Source organism: Variovorax sp. GW821-FHT09B05 (assembly GCF_059418265.1).
Genome location: NZ_JBWKPN010000005.1, coordinates 223,452 through 242,156, shown reverse-complemented (window position 1 = coordinate 242,156; position 18,705 = coordinate 223,452). Strand labels below are relative to the sequence as shown.

17 protein-coding genes are annotated in these 18,705 nt (G+C 70.6%); 9 read left to right on the top strand and 8 right to left on the bottom strand.

The window, feature by feature from the left end; all coding sequences use genetic code 11:
- Positions 1 to 3 precede the first annotated feature (3 nt).
- From AC07RM_RS15370 to AC07RM_RS15345, 6 genes are all read right to left on the bottom strand, one after another.
- Positions 4 to 1,005, bottom strand: coding sequence for a BMP family protein (locus tag AC07RM_RS15370; protein ID WP_495335095.1), 1,002 nt, complete (start codon positions 1,003 to 1,005; stop codon positions 4 to 6).
- A 128-nt stretch (positions 1,006 to 1,133) separates the two neighbouring features.
- On the bottom strand, positions 1,134 to 1,763 hold the full coding sequence (gene upp, locus AC07RM_RS15365; protein WP_093342184.1) for a uracil phosphoribosyltransferase: 630 nt from the start codon (positions 1,761 to 1,763) through the stop codon (positions 1,134 to 1,136).
- Positions 1,764 to 1,821: 58 nt separating this feature from the next.
- Positions 1,822 to 3,231, bottom strand: coding sequence for a URC4/urg3 family protein (locus AC07RM_RS15360; RefSeq protein WP_495335094.1), 1,410 nt, complete (start codon positions 3,229 to 3,231; stop codon positions 1,822 to 1,824).
- Entirely contained in the window at positions 3,228 to 4,580 is a 1,353-nt protein-coding gene (locus AC07RM_RS15355) for a GTP cyclohydrolase II (protein WP_495335093.1), read from the bottom strand. Before AC07RM_RS15355 ends, AC07RM_RS15360 begins: the two co-directional genes overlap by 4 nt.
- Positions 4,581 to 4,699: 119 nt before the next feature.
- The gene (locus AC07RM_RS15350) at positions 4,700 to 5,182 is read right to left on the bottom strand and encodes a DUF6152 family protein (RefSeq protein ID WP_495335092.1); all 483 of its coding nucleotides are present in this window, start codon (positions 5,180 to 5,182) and stop codon (positions 4,700 to 4,702) included.
- Positions 5,183 to 5,225: 43 nt separating this feature from the next.
- Complete coding sequence (locus AC07RM_RS15345) at positions 5,226 to 5,657, bottom strand: hypothetical protein (protein ID WP_093342478.1); 432 nt, start codon at positions 5,655 to 5,657, stop codon at positions 5,226 to 5,228.
- A 162-nt stretch (positions 5,658 to 5,819) separates the two neighbouring features.
- Here AC07RM_RS15345 and AC07RM_RS15340 point away from each other — a divergent pair, with 162 nt between their 5' ends.
- The 3 genes from AC07RM_RS15340 to AC07RM_RS15330 all read left to right on the top strand — a co-directional run bounded on the left by AC07RM_RS15340 (position 5,820) and on the right by AC07RM_RS15330 (position 9,530).
- Positions 5,820 to 6,398: a sigma-70 family RNA polymerase sigma factor gene (locus AC07RM_RS15340; protein WP_495335091.1), complete on the top strand. Its 579-nt coding sequence runs from the start codon at positions 5,820 to 5,822 to the stop codon at positions 6,396 to 6,398.
- Positions 6,395 to 7,036 carry a DUF1109 domain-containing protein gene (locus AC07RM_RS15335; RefSeq protein WP_495335090.1) on the top strand — a complete coding sequence of 214 codons (642 nt, stop codon included), beginning with the start codon at positions 6,395 to 6,397 and terminating at the stop codon, positions 7,034 to 7,036. The genes AC07RM_RS15340 and AC07RM_RS15335 overlap by 4 nt, the downstream gene beginning before the upstream one ends.
- Before the next feature lie 148 nt (positions 7,037 to 7,184).
- Positions 7,185 to 9,530 (top strand): DUF6351 family protein, encoded by a 2,346-nt coding sequence (locus tag AC07RM_RS15330; RefSeq protein ID WP_495335089.1) that lies wholly within the window; start codon positions 7,185 to 7,187, stop codon positions 9,528 to 9,530.
- Positions 9,531 to 9,569: 39 nt separating this feature from the next.
- Here AC07RM_RS15330 and AC07RM_RS15325 read toward each other — a convergent pair whose 3' ends face one another.
- Positions 9,570 to 10,277 carry a Crp/Fnr family transcriptional regulator gene (locus AC07RM_RS15325; protein WP_093342173.1) on the bottom strand — a complete coding sequence of 236 codons (708 nt, stop codon included), beginning with the start codon at positions 10,275 to 10,277 and terminating at the stop codon, positions 9,570 to 9,572.
- Between the two features lie 23 nt (positions 10,278 to 10,300).
- Positions 10,301 to 11,815 carry a helicase HerA-like domain-containing protein gene (locus tag AC07RM_RS15320; RefSeq protein WP_495335088.1) on the bottom strand — a complete coding sequence of 505 codons (1,515 nt, stop codon included), beginning with the start codon at positions 11,813 to 11,815 and terminating at the stop codon, positions 10,301 to 10,303.
- A gap of 101 nt (positions 11,816 to 11,916) precedes the next feature.
- On the opposite strand from AC07RM_RS15320, the gene AC07RM_RS15315 reads away from it, so the two are divergent.
- From AC07RM_RS15315 to AC07RM_RS15290, 6 genes are read left to right on the top strand one after another with little or no spacing between them, the layout of a single operon-like run.
- On the top strand, positions 11,917 to 12,222 hold the full coding sequence (locus tag AC07RM_RS15315; RefSeq protein ID WP_057596224.1) for a phosphopantetheine-binding protein: 306 nt from the start codon (positions 11,917 to 11,919) through the stop codon (positions 12,220 to 12,222).
- 5 nt (positions 12,223 to 12,227) lie between these two features.
- On the top strand, positions 12,228 to 12,878 hold the full coding sequence (locus tag AC07RM_RS15310) for a COG4648 family protein (protein ID WP_208513674.1): 651 nt from the start codon (positions 12,228 to 12,230) through the stop codon (positions 12,876 to 12,878).
- 46 nt (positions 12,879 to 12,924) lie between these two features.
- Complete coding sequence (locus AC07RM_RS15305; protein ID WP_495335087.1) at positions 12,925 to 14,652, top strand: AMP-binding protein; 1,728 nt, start codon at positions 12,925 to 12,927, stop codon at positions 14,650 to 14,652.
- Positions 14,649 to 15,665, top strand: a complete 1,017-nt coding sequence (locus AC07RM_RS15300) for a lysophospholipid acyltransferase family protein (protein WP_093342166.1) — start codon at positions 14,649 to 14,651, stop codon at positions 15,663 to 15,665. The genes AC07RM_RS15305 and AC07RM_RS15300 overlap by 4 nt, the downstream gene beginning before the upstream one ends.
- Positions 15,622 to 16,275 carry a LolA-related protein gene (locus AC07RM_RS15295; protein WP_495335086.1) on the top strand — a complete coding sequence of 218 codons (654 nt, stop codon included), beginning with the start codon at positions 15,622 to 15,624 and terminating at the stop codon, positions 16,273 to 16,275. Before AC07RM_RS15300 ends, AC07RM_RS15295 begins: the two co-directional genes overlap by 44 nt.
- Positions 16,272 to 18,689 (top strand): MMPL family transporter, encoded by a 2,418-nt coding sequence (locus AC07RM_RS15290; protein WP_495335085.1) that lies wholly within the window; start codon positions 16,272 to 16,274, stop codon positions 18,687 to 18,689. Before AC07RM_RS15295 ends, AC07RM_RS15290 begins: the two co-directional genes overlap by 4 nt.
- The last annotated feature ends 16 nt before the right edge of the window (positions 18,690 to 18,705 follow it).

The following is an 18,705-nucleotide window of genomic DNA, read 5'->3' as shown; positions in this document are numbered from 1 at the left end:
GGCTCACTTCGCGGTGGACTTGGGTTGGCCGTCGTCCACCTTCACGGTGAACTTGCCGGCGAGGATGTCGGCCTGCTTGGCCTTGACCTTGGCAACGATCTCGGCAGGCACCTTCTTCTCGAAGGTGCCCAGCGGCGCGAGCTCGGAGCCCTTGTACTTCATCTGCGAGTAGATGCCGTAGTCCTCGGCGGTGAACTTGCCTTCCTTCACCAGCTTGATCGCGCGGTCGGCCGAGGGCTCGAAGTTCCACAGGGCCGAGGCGACCACGGTGTCGGGGTACTGGGCCTGGGTGTCGATCACGTTGCCGATCGCGAGCTTGCCCTTTTCCTTGGCCGCGTCCGAGACGCCGAAGCGCTCGGCGTACATGATGTCGGCGCCCTTGTCGATCATCGCGAAGGCCGCTTCCTTGGCCTTGGGCGGGTCGAACCAGCTGTTGATGAAGCTCACGCTGAACTCGACCTTGGGATTGGTCTCCTTGGCGCCGGCCATGAAGGCGTTCATCAGGCGGTTGACCTCGGGGATCGGGAAGCCGCCGACCATGCCGATGCGGTTGCTCTTGGTCATGCCGCCGGCGACCATGCCGCTGAGGTAGGCCGGCTCCTGGATGTAGTTGTCGAACACGCTGAAGTTGGGCGCCTGCGGCTTGAGCGAGGAGCCCATCAGGAAGGCGACCTTCGGGAAGTCCTTGGCGACCTTGCGCGCCGCGGCCTCGACGCCGAACACCTCGCCGAGGATCAGCTGGTTGCCGCCGGTGGCGTATTCGCGCATCACGCGCTCGTAGTCGGCGTTGCTGACGTTCTCGGTGGCCTTGTACTCGATCTCGCCGCGCGCCTCGGCGGCCTTCAGCGCCTTGTGGATGCGGCCCACCCATTGCTGCTCGAAGGGGACGGTGTAGACCGCCGCCACCTTGAGCTTGGCCTGCGCGAACGCGAGGCCGGGAAGGCCGGCCGCGATAGCTGCGGCGATGGCGATGGAACGAACGATCAGGGGGCGGCGTGCTGTCACGGTGCTTCTCCTCGGGTGATGGATCTGGTGGAACTGGTGCGGGCTCGGATCGTCGCACCGCGCCCTGCGCGGGGCGGTGGACCGATGCTGCGAAGCAGGAACCGGGCCGCTTCTCTTCTTGTCTGCGTTTACTTGGTGCCGAAGATGCGGTCGCCGGCGTCGCCGAGGCCCGGCAGGATGTAGCCGTGGTCGTTCAGTTCGCGGTCGATCGCTGCGGTGTAGATCGGCACGTCGGGGTGCGCCTTCTGCATGGTCGCCACGCCCTCAGGGCAGGTCAGCAGGCAGACGAACTTGATCGACTTGGGATTGAGTTCCTTGAGCCGCTCGACCGCCGCCACCGCCGAGTTGCCGGTGGCCAGCATCGGGTCGACCACGATCACGTCGCGGCTGTCCATCTCGCCGGGCATCTTGAAGTAGTACTCGACCGCGGTCAGCGTCTTCGGGTCGCGGTACAGGCCGATGTGGCCGACGCGCGCGCCGGGCACCACGGTGAGCATGCCGTCCAGGATGCCGGTGCCCGCGCGCAGGATCGACACCAGCACCAGCTTCTTGCCGTCGATGACCTTGGCCTGCATGGTCTCGAGCGGCGTCTCGACCTCGACGTCCTGCATCGGCATGTCGCGCGTGACCTCGTAGGCCATGAGCATGCTGATCTCGTTGAGGAGCCGGCGGAAGCTGTTGGTGGACGCGTCCTTGCGGCGCATCAGCGTGAGCTTGTGCTGGACGAGGGGGTGGTCGAGGAGGTGGACGTTGCTCATTGGAATTCTTCGATTCGTTCTGCGTTGGCGAAACCCGGAAGTCTAAGAGACTGGCGAACTAGAAAACGGTGCCGTCGCTCTCGATCTGCAGTGGTGGCGCACCGTCACGCAAGCGCTGTGCCAGTGCCCGGCCCGCGGCCCAGGTGCCGCCCTCGAGCACGCAGGCCAGCGGCAGCTGTTCCTCGCTGCGGCCGAGCACCTTGCGCACGCGCGGCGCCAGTTCGTCGAGCAGGGCCACGGTGAGCGCGCGCCATTCGACGATGAACTCGTCGCCGGCCTTCCAGCGCCGCTCGAGCAGCGCCGCGTCCTTGGGCACGATCACGCCGCTGTCGATCAGCAGGCCGCCGTTGCGGTACTCGGGCAGCGCGGTCAGGGCCTCGAGGTGGCGCACCTTCACGCCGGCCCACTCGAAGGGTTCGAGCAGCGAATAGGTCAGCCACTGCGAGAGCTTGTGGAAGGGCATCCAGCCGTTGGTGAGGCCCGGGCCCGGCACCGCGCTGTGGCGCCAGCAGTCGCCGAGCGCCAGCGCGGGATCGCCCGAGCCGATGCCGCCGGGGTTGTCGCTGCCGTCGGCGGCGATGCTGTCGACCGCATTGGCCGAGGGCCAGATGCGCGATAGCGCATCGAGCAGCAGCGACAGGATCGCGTGCGCGCCGATCTCGGCGGTGGGCGGCGCGGCCGGGCCGAAGGGGCCGACCAGCGCGTCGAACAGGTTGCCGGGCCGGCCGTCCTCGCCGAACACCTCGGGCTGCTCGGCCAACGCCTCGCCGAGCCGGCGCAGCAGCGTGGCGCGGCCCGCGAGGCCGACCAGCGGATTGACCTCGCTGACCTGGAAGGCGGCGCCGAGCCGGTCGGTGACCAGGCCCCGCAGCCCGGCGGCATCGGCCTGCAGCGGGCGCTCGGGGTCGGAGGAGAACAGGCCGCTGGTGAAGGCGTGGAAGCTCGCCACGCCCAGGCCCTCGGAGCGCGAGAAGCGCTCGCCGCTGGCCGGTTCGGTGTAGTGCCAGTCGGGGCCGGCGCCGGCGTCGAGCAGCACGCTGACCAGCACGAGGTCGATGTGGGCGCGCGCGCGCTGCCGCGCGTCGGACTCGCCGAGCAGCTCGTCGAGCTGGGCCCGGCGGTCGACGCCGCCGGCCTCGAAGTGGCGCCAGCGGCTGTGATAGGGAATGGTGTCCCAGGGATAGCGCTCGCGCGTGACCTCGGCCACGGTGCGCGCGGCGTCCTCGAGGGCGTTGTCGTCGCCGATGCGGAACCAGCGCGATTCGCCGTTGCGCGCGCGCGCCAGCAGGCCGGCGGCGCGGCGGCGCACTTCGGCGGTGCTGCGCAGCAGGCGCGCGGCGCCCGCGGGGTGCCCGGCATCGACCGCGAACTCGGTCGCGGGATCGACCCGGCCCTCGTCACCGGGCCGCAGGCTGCCCGAGCCGTCGACGGGAAGGTGGTCGCGAAAATCGTTGTTGCTGCTCGTCATTCGTTCAGTCCCCGGCCCTTGGCCTTCTTGAGTTCCTCCGCGTCCGGCACCGGGCCCGGCGTGAAATAGCCGGCGGCCATCTTGGCGTCCATCTCGACGCGCGCGTCCGCGGGGATCAGTTCGTCCGGAATGTTCACGCGTTCGCCGATCTCGATGCCCGAGCCGACGATGGCGTCGAACTTCATGTTGCTCATCGACACCAGCCGATGGATCTTCTTGATGCCCAGCCAGTGGAAGACGTCGGGCATCAGTTCCTGGAAGCGCATGTCCTGCACGCCGGCCACGCATTCGGTGCGCGCGAAGTACTGGTCGGCGGTGTCGCCGCCGACCTGGCGCTTGCGCGCGTTGTAGACCAGGAACTTCGTGACCTCGCCGAGCGCGCGGCCCTCTTTGCGCGAGTAGGCGATGAGGCCGACGCCGCCGCGCTGCGCGCCCTGGATGCATTCCTCGATGGCGTGCGTGAGGTAGGGCCGGCAGGTGCAGATGTCGGAGCCGAACACGTCGGAGCCGTTGCACTCGTCGTGGATGCGCGCCGTGAGCTCGACCTCGGGATTGGCCAGGTCGCGCGGGTTGCCGAAGATGTAGAGCGTCTGCCCGCCGATCGGCGGCAGGAACACCTCGAGGTCGGAGCGCGTGACCAGCTCGGGGTACATGCCGCCGGTTTCCTCGAACAGCACGCGGCGCAGGTCGGTTTCGGAACAGCCGAAGCGCCGCGCCACCTCGGGCAGGTACCAGACGGGCTCGATCGCGGCCTTGGTCACCATCGCGGCGCCGCCGGCCGTGAGGAAGTGGCCGTCGGCCTTGAGGCGGCCGCTCTGCAGCGCCTCGATCACCTCGGGCAGGATCACGTGCGCCTTGGTGATGGCGATGGTCGGGCGGATGTCGTAGCCGGCCGCGAGCTCGTTCTTGAAGGCATCGGCCACCAGCGCGCCCCAGGGGTCGAGCGAGACGATGCGCCCGGGTTCGCCCCACTGCGGATAGGGGCCGATGATGTCGGTGGGCGCGGTGTTCGTGAGGTCGGCCTTGTGCTCGCGCTTGAGCGCGCCCGCCGCCACCGCGAGCGCGCGATAAACGCTGTACGAGCCGCTGTGCGTGCCGATGACGTTGCGGTGCGCGCGCTTGGTGGTGGTGCCGACGATCGGCCCGCGCTCGGTGGCGGTGGCCGCGCCCCAGCGGATCGGCAGCGCGCCGAAACCGCCGCTGTGCGAGGTCAGCCGGATGTGGCCGCTGGGCGTGGGGACGACGGTCTGGACCGGGAGCGAGGCGGCCGAGGGAACCGGTGGCACCGGCACGGCGGGAGGAACGGGGGAGGCGGAGGACGAAGGGATCGCAGTGCTGTCGACGGACATGAATGGCCCTCAAAAAATGCAATGTACCGATCGACCGCATGGCTTGCAAGCCGGGGAACGACGGACAACGCCGCGTGCGTGGCGCGGCGGAGGGCGCGAGAAGAAACGCGGGAAGAAGCTCAGGCCGGCGAGGAGCGCAACCCGTAGACCTTGCCGTCGACGAACAGGTACTCGGCGCGCAGCACCGCGTCGCCTTTCTCGCCGGTGAAGGTGAAGCCCAGCACGCCGAGCTGCGTGCCGGTCTTGATCTCTTCCACGCCCCAGGCCGACAGCCGCGTGAGCGGTGCGAGCTCGACCAGCCACTTGCGGTCGCGTCGCGTCGGCAACTGGGCCTTGGCGAGCAGCGCGGGGCCGTCGACCGAGGCGCTCTGCTTCGGCAGCGCGCGCTGCTTCAGGTCGGCCGGCAGCGCGGGTTTCTCGGGCAGCTCGAGTTCGAGCTCGCCATGCGGGTTGCGCCACATCACGCGGGTGGCGCGGCCCTCGAGGTAGAGCGGACGCTCCTGGTCGAAGCTGCTCCAGCCATGGTGCGCGCGTGCCGGCAGCGCGAGGCCCAGGCCGAGGCCCAGCGAAGTGGCGACGAAGGCGCGTCTTGGCAGCGGCATGGCGTTCTCCTCGGAGGAAGGGTGGGCGCGGGCCGGGGCCCGCTCAGGCATAGGCGATCCAGCGCCCGCAGATGATGACAGCGAGCCAGAAGGCCAGCGACAACAGGCACTGCAGCCGTCCGGTCTTTGCGGCGGGCCCGTCGAGCAGCGCGGAGCCGCCGCGCGCATGGAACAGCGCCGCGTTCGCGCCGGCCAGCGCGATCAGCAGCAGCTTGAGGCGGAAGGCCGGGTTGGCCAGCAGCTCGCCGGGCTGGCCCGCGAACATGGCCAGGCCGGTGGCGGCGCACAGGCCGAAACCAGCCAGCGCGGGCGTCAGCGTGAGGCGCGCGAGCCGGGCCGCGGGCAGGTCGCGGCCCAGGCCCAGCGCGCGCAGCTCGAACACCAGCAGGCCGCCGAACAGCATCGCGATGCCGACGATGTGCACCGCCTCCAGCGCCGGGTAGGCCCAGGGATGCGAGACGAGTCCTTTGAACACCGGGGCGATGCCGGACGACATGGGCGCTCCTTGCAGGGGTGCGGCGCAGCTTAGTCCAGCGAGCGGCGCGGCAGGGCCAAGGCCCGCGGCCGCGCGGGCCCTTGCGGCGGCGCGGCACAATCCGTCGGAACTTTTTCGACGAGGCTGTAACCAGCCGGTCCGATGGCACGAAACAACGAAGGCAGCAGGATGCAAACGAGCGACGCCGAGGCGGCGCTGCGCAGCCTCTTCCTTCGCGGCCTCGATGGCGACGCGAAGGCGTACCGCGACTTCCTGCAGCGACTCAGCGCGCACCTGCGCGCTTTTCTGGGCCGGCGGCTGTTCGGCTGGCCCGATGATGTGGAAGACCTCGTCCAGGAATGCCTGCTCGCCATGCACAACCAGCGTCACACCTACCAGAGCGACCAGCCGCTGACGGCCTGGGTGCATGCGATCGCGCGCTACAAGATGATCGACCTGCTGCGCGCCAAGTCCTCGCGCGAGGCGCTGCAGGATCCGCTCGACGATGAGCAGGGCCTGTTCGCGGCCTCCGACATCGAGGCCAGCGATGCGCGCCGCGACCTCGGCGGCCTGCTCGAGACCCTGCCCGAGCGCCAGCGCCTGCCGATCGTGCACGTGAAGATCGAGGGCCTGTCGGTGGCCGAGACCGCGAGCCTCACGGGCATGTCCGAGTCGGCGGTCAAGGTGGGCATCCACCGCGGGCTCAAGGCGCTGGCCGCGCGCTTCGGGAGCGCCGCATGAAGACCGACGACCTGGTCGCCATGCTCGCCGCCGGCCCGGTGGTCGCGCCGCGCCAGGCGGCGAGCCGGCGGCTGGGGCTGGCGCTGGCCATCGGCGCGCCGCTGTCGCTGGCGATCCTGCTGGTCGAATACGGGCCGCGGCGCGACCTGCTGCAGGCCCTGTTCTGGCCGATGTTCTGGGTCAAGCTGCTGTTTCCGCTGGCGATCGCAGGCGCGGCCTTCGTGATGGCGCAGCGGCTCGCGCGTCCGGGCGTGCCGGTGCGCCGGGCCTGGATCGGTGCCGTGCTGCCGGTGCTGGCGGTCTGGGCGCTGGCCGTGATGGCCTGGTTCGATACGCCGATGGAAGGGCGCATGCCCTCGCTGATGGGCCAGTCGTGGCGCATCTGCGCCATGAGCATCGCGGTGATGGCGCTGCCGGTGTTCGTCGGCGCGATGGCCGCGCTGCGCAGCCTCGCGCCGACCCGGCCCGCGCTCGCGGGCGCGGCGGCTGGCGCACTCGCTGGCGGTGTCGGCGCGGCCGTCTATGCGCTGCACTGCATGGAGCTCACGGCGCCGTTCCTCGCGGTCTGGTACGTGAGCGGGATCGCGGTGCCGGTGCTGGTGGGCGCCTTGCTGGGGCCGCGGCTGCTGCGCTGGTAAAGGCCGGCGCGGGCAGCGCCTGCGAGCGCTCGTACGTCTCACTGGGACAAACCCTGTCCGGTGGCGAAATGTCGTTCGCTGAACAGTTCGAAAAGAGCGAAAGGATTGCAATCGCGTCGCGTTTCTCTCACAACAACAGGAGACATCGATGCGAGACATCCTCAGAACGGGACTGCGGGTCCTGGGCCTGTGCGCGGTCGTCACCCTCGCGAGCTGCGGCGGCAGCGGCGGTGGCGGCGGCGTGGCACTGCCGATTCTTCCGCCCTCCGGCTCGCAGCCGGAATCGCCACCGCCGGCGGCGACGGGCGAACTCAAGATCAGGACGCTGTCGAACCGCGCCGACATGATCAGCGACGGCGATGCCTACGTCGAGATCGTGCTGCCCGAGGGCAAGAGCGCGCTCGACCTCGCGGTGGACCTCGACGGCAAGGACATCTCCTCCGCCTTCGCGCTGCGCGCCAACGGCCGCGTGCTCGGTACCGTGACCGGGCTGCGCGTGGGCAGCAACACGCTCACGGCCACGCTCAAGTCGACGAAGACGGGCGCGAAGCTCGCGATCGAGAACTTCGCCCGTGGCGGCAACATCTTCGCGGGCACGCCGGTGCAGCCGTGGATCTGCGCCACGAAGGCCGGCTCGGTCACGACGGTGACGGTGCCCGGCACCGGGCTCTCGGCCACCGCGACCACGCAGGTGAGCGGCCTCGACGCCGACCCGGTCGACGCCGACTGCAACGCGCCCACCATCTACACCTACTACTACCAGCCCAAGGCCAAGGAGGGCACCGACTGCGGCCAGCAGCCCTTCGGCCCCTACGCCTGCTTCCTGCAGTACGACCCGGCCAAGCGCCCGAAGGACGCCGAGATCGCGAACTTCACGACCGACCGCGGCGACACCGTGAAGGCGTTGCTGCGCGTGGAACTGGGCACGATGGGCCGCAGCGAATACCAGGTGGCGGTGTACTTCGATCCCGCCAAGCCGTGGACGCCGTGGGAGCCGCAGAAGGGCTGGAACGGCAAGGTGCTCTGGAAGATGGGCGCCTCGGCCTCGGGCAACCGCTTCCAGCAGAACCCGGGCACGGCGCTGTTCGACGACAACGCGTTGCGCGCCGGCTTCATGACGGTCAATTCGCAGCTCACCAACCACAACGACAACAACAACGAGTTCCTCGCGACCGAGAACATCATGATGGTCAAGGAACACATCATCGACACCTATGGCGAGATCCGCTACACCATGTCCGACGGCGGCTCGGGCGGCTCGATGATGCAGACCGTGCCGGCCTCGGTGATGCCCGGCCTGCTCGACGGCCTGCAGACCGGCTACAGCTACCCCGACGCGGTGACGACCTGGATCGAGACGCGCGACTGCGGCAACCTCTGGCGCTACTACGGCACCGGCCCGGGTGCCGGCCTGTCGCCGGCGGCGCGCGCGGCCATCGAAGGCCATCCGACGGCCGACTACTGCACCAACTGGGTCTATTCCTTCCTCGCGCCGCAGAACCCGGTGCAGGCCACCAACTGCGGGCCGGGCTTTCCGGCGGCGCTGGTGTACGACCCGGCGCTGCGGCCCAACGGCGTGCGCTGCACGATCCATGACGTGATGACGGCGATCCTCGGCACCACCGAGCTCAACGGCAACACCGTGCCGAACCTGCCCTACGACAACGCGGGCGTGCAGTACGGGCTCAAGGCCCTGCGCTCCGGCGCCATCACGCCCGAGGAGTTCGTCGCGCTCAACGAAGGCATCGGCAGCTGGGACGCCGACATGATCTGGTCGGGCGACAAGGCCGTGATTCCCGCGGCGCGTGCCCGGATGCAGACCAGCGCGATGACCGCGCTCTACCGCAGCGGCCTCGTCAGCTACGCGAAGAACCTCGCGAAGGTGCCGGTCATCGACCTGCGGCCCGAGCTCGGCGCCGACATCCACATGGCCTGGCGCACTTACCAGCAACGCGCGCGGCTGGACGCGGGCAACGGCGGGCACGACAACCACGTGGTGCTGGCGAGCAACGCCGGCACCGGCGTCGCGCTGACCCGGCAGGCCTTCCTGATGATGGACCGCTGGCTCAGCGCCATGGAGGCCGACAGGTCCGCCGACCCGAAGGAGAAGAAGGTCGTGAAGAACAAGCCCTCCGACGCGGTCGACCAGTGCATCGCGACCGCGGGCATGACCACCGCCGAGCTGGTCGACATCGGCTTCGGCAGCGCCGCCTGCCCGGTCAAGCCCTACGAGTCGGTGCGCATCGTGTCTGGCGGACCCTTGTCGGAGGACGTGTTCAAGTGCCAGCTGAAGCCGATCGACTTCGCATCGGCCGACTATGCCGGCGCGGTCTTCACGGGCGGCCAGCAGGTGCGGCTGCAGGCGACCTTCCCCGATGGCGTGTGCGACTGGAGCAAGCCGGGCGTGGGGCAGGTGCCGTGGACGCCGACCACCTTCCGCGGTGGCCCGGGCGGGCAGGACCTGCCGGCCGCGCCGGTGTCGACGCCGCTCTGAGAGGTCGACGCGCCGTAACGCCCGCCGCGCGCGGGCGTTTCAGCCCGGCTGGTTGGTCGGATAGCGCGACAGGCGCTGCCGGTCGAGCACGTTGATGTAGCCGTAGCCGGTCTTGATGAGCTGCGCGGCCTCGAGCTCGTGCAGCGCCACGTTCACGCGCTGGCGCGACACGCCGACCATCCAGCCGATCTCCTCCTGGCTGATCTGCAGGGTGGCGTCGGTGTTGGGATAGAGCACCGGATGGAACAGGCTCGCGATGCCGCGCGCGACGCGGCCCGTGGGCTCGAGCAGGCGGTCGAACTTGACCGTGGCGATGAACTGGCTGAGCCGCTCGTTCAGGTGCGACAGCATGAAGTGGTTGAACGGCACGCTCCTGTCGAGCAGCCAGGTGAAGGTGTCGCGCGGCAGGTGCAGGGTGACGGTGGGGCGGGTGGCGGCGATCTCGTACTTGCGCTGCTCGACCTTCAGCAGCGAGCCTTCGCCGATCCAGCCGCCCGCGGCCACGCCCGTGAACATCACGGGCTTGCCGTCGGCCGAGGTGTCCTGCACGCGCAGGAAGCCCTCGATCACGCCGATCCAGCTGTCGGCGATCTCGTTGCGCTGGCAGACGAATTCGCCCTGGCCGTGCTCGCGCGTGTAGAGCGCCTTGTAGGCGGTCTCGCGTTCGCACTGGGTGAGCACGCGCGGCCAGATGCAGCGCTCCCAGAACGCCGCGATGTCCCTGGCCGGTGTCTTGCCCGAGGACATGGAGGTGCCGTCGCCGCCGCGGCTCAGCGCTTCTTCGAGCCGAAGATGCCGCCGAGCACGCCGCGCAGGATCTCCTTGCCGACCGAGGTGCCCATGGTGCGCACCGCCGACTTGGCCATGGTCTGCACCAGGCCGTCGTGCTTGGCGCCGCGCGGGCCGGTGTGGCCGAACAGCAGGTCGTTGAGCATGCCGCCGGCGCCTGAGCCTTCCTCGGCCGGCTTGCCGGGCGCCGCCTTGCCCGCCGCGGGGGCTCCGGGCGCGGTCTCGGCGCGGCCCTTGAGCTTCTCGTAGGCCGATTCGCGGTCGACCGCCTTCTCGTAGACGCCCGCCACCAGCGAATTGGCCAAGAGCGCCTGGCGCTGCGCGGCGGTGATCGGGCCGATCTGGCTGCCGGGCGGCAGCACGTAGACACGCTCGGTCACGCTCGGGCGGCCCTTCTCGTCGAGGAAGCTCACGAGCGCCTCGCCGACCGCGAGCTCGGTGATGGCCTTCTCGATGTCGAGGCCGGGCTTCTGCCGCATGGTGGTGGCGGTGGCCTTCACCGCCTTCTGGTCGCGCGGCGTGAAGGCGCGCAGCGCATGCTGCACGCGGTTGCCGAGCTGGGCCAGCACCGAATCGGGAATGTCGAGCGGGTTCTGGGTCACGAAATACACGCCCACGCCCTTGGAGCGCACCAGCCGCACCACCAGCTCGATGCGCTCGACCAGCGCCTTGGGCGCCTCGTTGAACAGCAGGTGGGCCTCGTCGAAGAAGAAGGCCAGCTTGGGCTGCTCGGGGTCGCCGATTTCGGGCAACTGCTCGAACAGCTCCGACAGCATCCACAGCAGGAAGGTGGCGTACAGCCGCGGCGAGTTCATGAGCTTGTCGGCCGCGAGGATGTTGACCACGCCGCGGCCGCCCTCGGTCTGCATGAAGTCGGCGATGTTGAGCATGGGCTCGCCGAAGAACTTGTCGCCGCCCTGGGTCTCGATCTGCAGCAGGCCGCGCTGGATCGCGCCCACGCTGGCGGCGCTGATGTTGCCGTACTCGGTGGTGAACTGGCTTGCGTTCTCGCCCACGTACTGCAGCATGGCGCGCAGGTCCTTGAGGTCGAGCAGCAGCAGGCCGTTGTCGTCGGCGATCTTGAACACCAGGTTCAGCACGCCGGCCTGGGTTTCGTTCACGTCGAGCATGCGGCCCAGCAGCAGCGGCCCCATGTCGGAGATGGTGGCGCGCACCGGGTGCCCTTGTTCGCCGAACACGTCCCACAGCGTGACGGGGCAGCCCAGCGGCTCGGGCAGGTCGATGCCGCGCTCCTTGAGCGTGGTGGCCATCTTTTCGCCGATGGCGCCTTTCTGGCTGATCCCGGTCAGGTCGCCCTTGACGTCGGCCATGAACACCGGCACGCCGATGGCCGACAGCTTTTCGGCCATGGTCTGCAGCGTGACCGTCTTGCCGGTGCCGGTGGCGCCGGTGATGAGGCCGTGGCGGTTGGCGAGGGCAGGGAGGAGGGCGCATTCCACGCTCTCGTGGCGGGCGATCAGAAGAGGGTCGGCCATGGACGGTTCCGGGTCGTGTCGAGGCGGCCAGTCTAATCAAGCTGCCCTCCTATAATCCACGGCCCACGCGCCCTTGCGGCAAAAGTTTCTGGAGGTTTTTCTTGTCTTCGACTGCTCAGCCCCCCATTCCCGCCGATGGCGATGCCGAACAGTCGCCGATCGAGCAGGAATTGGCCGTGCTGCTGGTGAACGCCCTCAACCTCGAGGTGGCGCCAGCCGACATCGTCCCGACCGAGCCGCTGTACGGCGAAGGCCTCGGCCTTGATTCGATCGACATCCTCGAGGTCGCGCTCGAAGTCTCGCGCCGCTACGGCTTCCAGCTGCGTTCGGACGACGAGCGCAACCAGCAGATCTTCCAGTCGTTGCGTACGCTCGCGGCCCACGTCGCCCAGAACCGCGCGGCCTGAACCCCATGTCACGATGGCGCCTGGCGCTCCTGCTGCTGGTGGGGGTGGCCTATGCCGGTGCTTCCCACTGGATGATGCTGTTCCACGCCACCGAGCCGTGGGCGGTGGTCGTGCTGCTCGGGCCGCTGTGGCTGGCCGCCATGGGCTTCGCCGCCAGCCGCTTCGGCCGCTGGGGCTTCGCCGCGGTGGTCGTGCTGGGCCTGGCCGGCTTCGCGCTGGTGCTCAGCGGCGAAGCGGGCGACACCAACCGGCTCTACGTGTTCCAGCACGTGGCCATCAATGCCTTGCTCTGCGGCTGGTTCGGCTCCACGCTGCGCGGCGACAGCGTGCCGCTGATCACCCAGTTCGCGCAGCGCGTGCATCCGCTGCGCGGCGCGATGCGCGCCTACACGACGCAGCTCACGCGCATCTGGACCGGCTATTTCGCGCTGGTGGTGCTGTCGTCGATCGTGGTCTACCTCACGCTGTCGTTCTCGGCCTGGTCGCTGCTGGCCAACGTGCTGACGCCCGCCAGCGTGGCGCTGCTGTTCGTCGGCGAACACCTGCTGCGCTACCGGCTGCACCCCGAGTTCGAGCGCACCCGCATGGTCGATGCGGTGCGCGCCTTCTACGGCAGTTCGTCGGCCGACAGCAGCGCCGGCGGCGGCCCGCGCTGATTTCCGCCGGCCCGGCGGACCGACACGAGAGAGGAAAAGGCACCGCGTGACACCGAATCCTGGCCTGCTGCCGCTGCTCGCCGAGCGCGATCCCGATGCGCCGCTCGCCTGGCGCGCCGGCGTGCCGCTGAGCACGCGCCAATTCCTGGCCGACGTGGCCCGCCTCGCGCCGCAACTGCCCGCGCAGGGCGCCGCGGTCAATCTCTGTTCCGACCGCTACGACTTCATCGTCGGCATGGCCGCGGCCCTGGTGCGCGGCCATGCCAGCCTGCTGCCGCCCGACGCGCGCGCCGACACCCTGTCGCGGCTGCGCGAATCGCATGGCGACGGGCTGTTCGCGCTGGTCGACGACCCGGCGCTGCAGACGCCCGGCATGGCGCGCCTGGTGATCGAGAAGGCCGCCGGCCCATCGCCGGCCGATGCCGGCGGTGCTGCCGACACGGCCACCGTGCCCATGATCGACGCCGAACGCCACGCGGCCAGCCTGCTGACCTCGGGCTCCACCGGCGCGCCCCAGCCGCATGCCAAGACCTGGCGCACGCTCACGGGCGACGTGGCGGTGGCGGTGGAACGCCTGTGCCGCGTGCTCGATCTTCCTTCGCTCGCGGGCCTGACGCTGGTCGCCACGGTGCCGGTGCAGCACAGCTACGGGCTCGAATCCTCGGTGCTGCTGGCCATGCTCGGCGGCGCCGCCTTCGACAGCGGCCGCCCCTTTTTCCCGGCCGACGTGGCGCAGGCCCTGGCCTCGGTGCCGCGGCCGCGCGCGCTGGTGACCACGCCGTTCCACCTCAAGACGCTGCTGCTGTCGGGCATCGCGCTGCCCGAGGTCGACCTGATCCTCTCGGCCACCGCGCCGCTGTCGCCGCAGCTCGCCGCCCAGGCCGAGCAGGCGCTGCACGGCGTGCTGCTCGAGATCTACGGCAGCACCGAGTCGGGCCAGGTCGCGATGCGCCGCACCACCGAGACCGAGGTCTGGGAGACCTTCGGCGAGATCCGCGTGCATGCCGAGCCGGGTGGCGAGGACGGCAACGAGCGCTTCATCTTCAGCGGCGACTTCCTGCCCGAGCCGACGCCGATGGCCGACGTGCTCGAGCTGCTCGACGAACGCCGCTTCCGGCTGTTCGGCCGCGCCAACGACCTGATCCACGTGGCCGGCCGGCGCAGCTCGCTGGCCCACCTCAACTACCACCTCAACAGCATTCCCGGCGTGGACGACGGCGCCTTCTGGCTGCCCGACGAGGTGGCCGACGGCGTGGTGCGGCCGATCGCCTTCGTGGTCGCGCCCGAACTCACGGCGGCGGCCATCGTTGCTGCGCTGCGGCAACGGCTCGAGCCGGTCTTCGTGCCGCGGCGCGTGGTGCACGTGAAGAGTTTTCCGCGCGAGGGCACGGGCAAGCTCACGGTGCGCGCGCTGCGCGAGTTCGCGCTGGCGCAACTGGCCGAGGACGGCACGCCGGTGCGGCTTCTGCACACGGTGCCGGTCGACCATCCGGCGTTCGCCGGCCACTTTCCCGGCCAGCCGCTGCTGCCGGGCGCGCTGTTGCTGGCCGAGGTGCAGGAGGCGATCCGCCGCGTGCCGGCGCTGCTGGCCCGGCTCGGCGCCAATCCCACGCTGGCCGCGGCCAAGTTCCTGGCGCCTGTGCGCCCGGGCGCCGTGCTGGCGATCGAGCTGAACCCCGAGGCCAGCGGCGGCGGTGTGCGCTTCGACGTGCGCTGCGACGGCGCGGTGGCTGTCACCGGCCGCTGGACCCCCGTGGCAGAGTCGCCGCGATGAAGCACACGGAGGCCGAGACCCGCGCGGTGAACGCCGCGGCCCGGACGGAGGCCGAGGCAGCCGACTGGACCCGCGCCCCCGAGCGCAGCAACATGCTCGCGCTGCGCTTCATCTGCTTCATGGCGATCTTCTTCGGCCGGCGCATCACGCGGCTGCTGCTGCCGCCGATCGCGCTGTACTTCCTGTTGTTCGCGCCCACGCCGCGGCGCCACATCAAGCGCTACCTGTTCCGCGCCATCGGCCCGCAGGCCGGCTGGGTCGACGGCTTCAAGCTGCTGCATGCCTTCGCCTCGACGGTGCTCGACCGGGTGTATTTCCTGCGCGGGCGCATGGACCTGTTCGACTTCCGCATGGACGGCCAGGTCGAGCTCGAGAACGCGGCAGGCGAGGGGCGCGGTGCCTTCCTGCTCGGTGCGCACGTGGGCAGCTTCGAGGCCATGGGCGCCTGCAAGCGCCAGCAGCCCGACCAGGCGCGCATGCGCCTCGCGATGCTGATGTACCCCGACAACGCGCAGCGCATCACCGCCATCCTCAATGCGATCAGCCTGCCCGAAGCGCGGCCGCACGTGATCGCGCTGGGCCGGCCGCACTCGATGCTCGCGCTGCGCGACTGGCTCGACGGCGGCGGCATGGGCGGCATGCTGGCCGACCGCACGCTGCCCGGCAGCGAGGACCAGCCGGCGCAGCAGCGCGGCAACAACATCGTGCTGCCGTTCCTGGGCCGGCCCGCCAGCTTCAACGACGGGCCATTCCGGCTCGCGGCGCTGCTGCGGCGGCCGGTGTTCTTCATGGCCGGGGTCTACCACGGCGGTGCGCGCTACGATGTCCGCTTCGAACGCCTGGCCGACTTCGGCCAGCGCCCGGCCGATGCCGCCGAGCGCGAACGGCTGATCCGCGCCGCGGTCGAAGCCTATGTGGCGCGCCTGGAGGCGCTGTGCCGCGCCTACCCCTACAACTGGTTCAATTTCCATGATTTCTGGCTCGAAGATGCAGATGCGCCCGCGGCGGCTTGAACGGTTCTTCCAGGCCCTGCTGCTCGTGCTGGCCTTCGGCGCCGCACCGGCCTGGGCCTTCGACCTCAACGAACTGATGGGCCTGCTGGCCAAACAGAAGAGCGGCGAGGCCCGCTTCACCGAGCAGCGCTTCGTGCACGGCCTCGAAGGCCCGCTCGATGCGCGCGGCACCTTGAGCTTCGATGCGCCCGACAAGCTGGTGCGCCGCACGCTGTCGCCGCGCGTCGAGACCATGGCGGTGGAGGGCAACACGCTGACCCTGTCGCGCGGCGGCCGCAACCGCACGCTCGCGCTCGACAGCATGCCCGAGCTGCTGGGCCTGGTCGAAGCCATGCGCGGCACGCTCAGCGGCGACGGCACCACGCTGCAGCGCTACTTCCGCAGCACCGTGTCCGGTTCGGCCAACCAGTGGGCGCTCGACCTCACGCCGATCGACAGCCGGCTCGCGGCCCAGGTGCGCAGCATGCGCATCAGCGGGCGCGCGAGCGACGTGCTCGGGCTCGAGATGGAGTTCGTCGGCGGCGACCGCTCGGTGATGAACATCGTGCCCGACCGTCCCGCGGCTGCCCCCGCACCGGCGGCGGCGCCGGCCGGGCGCGCCACGCCGTGAGCGCGACCGCGCCGCAGGGGCCGCCGAGCTGGCAGCGCCGCGCGGTCGTGCTGCTGGTCTGGGTGGCGCTGCTGCTGGCCGGCGTGTTCGAGATCTCGCGCACCCATTTCAACGCCGACCTGTCGGCCTTCCTGCCCAAGAGCCCGGATGCGCGCCAGCGCGTGCTGATCGAGCAGTTGCAAAGCGGCGTGGCCTCGCGCACCCTGATGCTGGGCCTCGAGGGCGGCACGCCCGAGGCGCGCGCGCAGGTGTCGCGCGCGATGGCGAAGAGCATGCGCGAGAGCCAGCTGTTCGACCTGATCCAGAACGGCGACACCGGCGACTGGACCGAGGCCGGCACCTGGGTGTTCCAGCACCGCTACCAGCTCTCGCCGGGCGTGGCGCCCGAGCGCTTCACGGTCGAGGGCTTGCGCGACGCGATCAACGAGACGCTGTCGATGCTCGGCACGCCGGCCGGCAACGTGATCAAGCCCTTCCTCGACCGCGACCCCACGGGCGAGACCACGCGCATCGCCGAGGAGCTGGTGCCGGCCAGCGCGCCGCGCAGCGAAGGCGGCGTGTGGATGTCGCGCACCGCGCCGCGCGCGCTGATGATCCTGACCACGCGCGCCGCCGGCAGCGACCTCGACGCGCAGGCGGTGGCGATCGCGCGCGTGCACGCGGCCCACGAGGCGGCCACGCGCGATCTGGGCGAAGCCAAGCCGCAACTGCTGCTGACCGGCCCGCCGGTGTTCTCGGTGCTCAGCCGCGACAAGATCAAGACCGAGGCGATCCATCTCGCGATCGTCGGCGGCATCGTCATGGGCGGGCTGCTGCTGCTGGCCTTCGCCTCGCCGCGCGCGCTGGTGATCGCCTTCCTGCCGGTGGCCACCGGCGTGGTGATCGGCACCGCGGCGGTCAGCTGGGTCTTCGGCTCGGTGCACGGGCTCACGCTGGGCTTCGGCAGCACGCTGATCGGCGAGACCGTCGACTACGCCATCTACTACCTGATCCAGGCGCGCGGCGCGGCCGTGCCCGGCACCGGCTGGCAGCGCTGGCGCACGGTGCACTGGCCCACGGTGCGCATCGGGCTGCTGACCTCGGTCTGCGGCTTCGCGGCGCTGGTGTTCTCGGGCTTCCCGGGCCTGGCCCAGCTCGGCGTGTTCTCGATCGCGGGCCTGGTCGCGGCCGCCGTCGCCACCCGCTACGCGCTGCCGATGCTCGCACCCGACGGCGCCACCGGCATGGGCATGCGGCGCCAGATGGCGAGCTTCGCGGGCCTGCTGGTGCGCAACCTGCCGCGCCTGCGCTGGCCGCTGGCGGCGCTGGGCGTGGCCGCGGTGGCGCTGGTGCTGTGGCAGGGCGGCCACCTGTGGCGCGCCGACCTCAGCGCGATGAGCCCGGTGCCGCGCGCGCAGCAGCAGCTCGACGAGATGCTGCGCAACGACATCGGCACCAGCGACGGCGGCATCATCGTGATGGCCAACGGCGCCGACGCCCAGGCGGCGCTGCGCAACAACGAGGCCGCGAGCGCGAAGCTCGGCGCACTGGTCGATCGCGGCGAGCTCGGCGGCTTCGAGACCGTGACCCGCGTGCTGCCGAGCATCGCGGCCCAGCAGGCGCGGCTGGCGAGCCTGCCCGATGCCGACACGCTGCGCACCCGCCTGGCCGAGGCCACGCAGGGCCTGCCGCTGCCGGCCAGCCGGCTCGCGCCCTTCATCGCCGACGTCGAGGCCGCGCGCCGGCTCGAGCCGGTGCAGCTCGACGAACTCCGTGAAGGCCCGCTGCGCGCGGTGGTCAGCTCGCTGATGTACGAACGCCCGGGCGGCGGCTGGTCGACGCTGATCGCGCTGCATCCGGGGCCGAAGTTCGAGCAGGCGAAGCTCGAGGCCGCGCTCGCCGGCGTGCCCGAGGTGCAGGTGGTCGACGTGGGCCGCGAGCTCGGCAGCCTCTATCAGCGCTACCTGCACGAGGCCTTCGTGCAGGTGCTGCTGGGCGCGCTGGCCGTGGTCGTGCTGCTGGGCATCTACCTGCGCTCGGGCCGGCGCCTGCTGGCGGTGTGCCAGCCGCTGCTGTTCGCCGTGATGCTCACGCTCGGCGGCATGGCCGTGATGCAGGCCGCGCTCGGCATCCTGCACCTGGTGGGGCTGCTGCTGATCGTGGCGGTGGGTTCGAACTACGCGCTGTTCTTCGACCAACTGCGCACGACGGGCCGGGCCGACGAGGACACGCTGGCCTCGCTGATGCTCGCCAACCTGACGACCGTGGTCTCCTTCGGCCTGATCGCGATCTCCGACATTCCCGCGCTGTCCTCGATCGGCCGCGTGGTGGCGCCGGGCGCGCTGCTGGCGCTGCTGCTGTCGGCCGCCTTCGCGCGCCGCGTGACGCCACCCGCGGGCGAGGCGGGGTCTTCGGACGGCGGCGCGCGCGGCTGACGCACAATCCCGCGCC

Coding starts and splice junctions, on each gene's coding strand:
- AC07RM_RS15320 (WP_495335088.1), bottom strand. CDS start 11,815: ATGGCCGACCCTCTTCTGATCGCCCGCCACGAGAGCGTGGAATGCGCC.
- AC07RM_RS15360 (WP_495335094.1), bottom strand. CDS start 3,231: ATGACGAGCAGCAACAACGATTTTCGCGACCACCTTCCCGTCGACGGC.
- AC07RM_RS15310 (WP_208513674.1), top strand. CDS start 12,228: ATGTCACGATGGCGCCTGGCGCTCCTGCTGCTGGTGGGGGTGGCCTAT.
- AC07RM_RS15355 (WP_495335093.1), bottom strand. CDS start 4,580: ATGTCCGTCGACAGCACTGCGATCCCTTCGTCCTCCGCCTCCCCCGTT.
- AC07RM_RS15350 (WP_495335092.1), bottom strand. CDS start 5,182: ATGCCGCTGCCAAGACGCGCCTTCGTCGCCACTTCGCTGGGCCTCGGC.
- AC07RM_RS15300 (WP_093342166.1), top strand. CDS start 14,649: ATGAAGCACACGGAGGCCGAGACCCGCGCGGTGAACGCCGCGGCCCGG.
- AC07RM_RS15340 (WP_495335091.1), top strand. CDS start 5,820: ATGGCACGAAACAACGAAGGCAGCAGGATGCAAACGAGCGACGCCGAG.
- upp (WP_093342184.1), bottom strand. CDS start 1,763: ATGAGCAACGTCCACCTCCTCGACCACCCCCTCGTCCAGCACAAGCTC.
- AC07RM_RS15295 (WP_495335086.1), top strand. CDS start 15,622: ATGATTTCTGGCTCGAAGATGCAGATGCGCCCGCGGCGGCTTGAACGG.
- AC07RM_RS15335 (WP_495335090.1), top strand. CDS start 6,395: ATGAAGACCGACGACCTGGTCGCCATGCTCGCCGCCGGCCCGGTGGTC.
- AC07RM_RS15325 (WP_093342173.1), bottom strand. CDS start 10,277: ATGTCCTCGGGCAAGACACCGGCCAGGGACATCGCGGCGTTCTGGGAG.
- AC07RM_RS15330 (WP_495335089.1), top strand. CDS start 7,185: ATGCGAGACATCCTCAGAACGGGACTGCGGGTCCTGGGCCTGTGCGCG.